The following is a 1654-nucleotide window of genomic DNA, read 5'->3' as shown; positions in this document are numbered from 1 at the left end:
AAAAATTAAGTCTTGATAAGTGACACTGAAGATTCATTTGAATTATGTCAGAGACAGTTATTGAGCATCAAACTTTAAATTGAAGAGTTTGATCATGGCTCAGATTGAACGCTGGCGGCAGGCTTAACACATGCAAGTCGAACGGTAACATGAGTGCTTGCACTTGATGACGAGTGGCGGACGGGTGAGTAAAGTATGGGGATCTGCCGAATGGAGGGGGACAACAGTTGGAAACGACTGCTAATACCGCATAACGTTGAGAGACCAAAGCATGGGACCTTCGGGCCATGCGCCATTTGATGAACCCATATGGGATTAGCTAGTTGGTAAGGTAAAGGCTTACCAAGGCGACGATCTCTAGCTGGTCTGAGAGGATGACCAGCCACACTGGAACTGAGACACGGTCCAGACTCCTACGGGAGGCAGCAGTGGGGAATATTGCACAATGGGGGAAACCCTGATGCAGCCATGCCGCGTGTATGAAGAAGGCCTTCGGGTTGTAAAGTACTTTCGGTAATGAGGAAGGTGGTGTATCTAATAGGTGCATCAATTGACGTTAATTACAGAAGAAGCACCGGCTAACTCCGTGCCAGCAGCCGCGGTAATACGGAGGGTGCGAGCGTTAATCGGAATGACTGGGCGTAAAGGGCATGTAGGCGGATAATTAAGTTAGGTGTGAAAGCCCTGGGCTCAACCTAGGAATTGCACTTAAAACTGGTTAACTAGAGTATTGTAGAGGAAGGTAGAATTCCACGTGTAGCGGTGAAATGCGTAGAGATGTGGAGGAATACCGGTGGCGAAGGCGGCCTTCTGGACAGATACTGACGCTGAGATGCGAAAGCGTGGGGAGCAAACAGGATTAGATACCCTGGTAGTCCACGCTGTAAACGATGTCGATTTGGAGTTTGTTGCCTAGAGTGATGGGCTCCGAAGCTAACGCGATAAATCGACCGCCTGGGGAGTACGGCCGCAAGGTTAAAACTCAAATGAATTGACGGGGGCCCGCACAAGCGGTGGAGCATGTGGTTTAATTCGATGCAACGCGAAGAACCTTACCTGGTCTTGACATCCACAGAATCTTGCAGAGATGCGAGAGTGCCTTCGGGAACTGTGAGACAGGTGCTGCATGGCTGTCGTCAGCTCGTGTTGTGAAATGTTGGGTTAAGTCCCGCAACGAGCGCAACCCTTATCCTTTGTTGCCAGCGATTCGGTCGGGAACTCAAAGGAGACTGCCGTTGATAAAGCGGAGGAAGGTGGGGACGACGTCAAGTCATCATGGCCCTTACGACCAGGGCTACACACGTGCTACAATGGCGTATACAAAGGGAGGCGACCTCGCGAGAGCAAGCGGACCTCACAAAGTACGTCTAAGTCCGGATTGGAGTCTGCAACTCGACTCCATGAAGTCGGAATCGCTAGTAATCGTGAATCAGAATGTCACGGTGAATACGTTCCCGGGCCTTGTACACACCGCCCGTCACACCATGGGAGTGGGTTGCACCAGAAGTAGATAGCTTAACCTTCGGGAGGGCGTTTACCACGGTGTGATTCATGACTGGGGTGAAGTCGTAACAAGGTAACCGTAGGGGAACCTGCGGTTGGATCACCTCCTTACGAAGAGCTCGTAAGTGTTCACACAGATTGTTTGTTTAGA

Annotated in this window: 1 rRNA gene; it reads left to right on the top strand. The window is 50.6% G+C overall.

Annotation, left to right across the window (positions count from 1 at the left end):
* Window positions 1–76 precede the first annotated feature (76 nt).
* Window positions 77–1614: ribosomal RNA gene (locus J3T98_RS05185) — 16S ribosomal RNA — on the top strand.
* Window positions 1615–1654 lie beyond the last annotated feature (40 nt).

It is taken from the genome of Gilliamella sp. B2772, from assembly GCF_026536985.1.
In the GTDB taxonomy this organism is placed as follows: domain Bacteria; phylum Pseudomonadota; class Gammaproteobacteria; order Enterobacterales; family Orbaceae; genus Gilliamella; species Gilliamella apicola_E.
The sequence above is the reverse complement of the archived record's forward strand: the minus strand, read 5'-3'. Positions and strand labels throughout refer to the sequence as shown.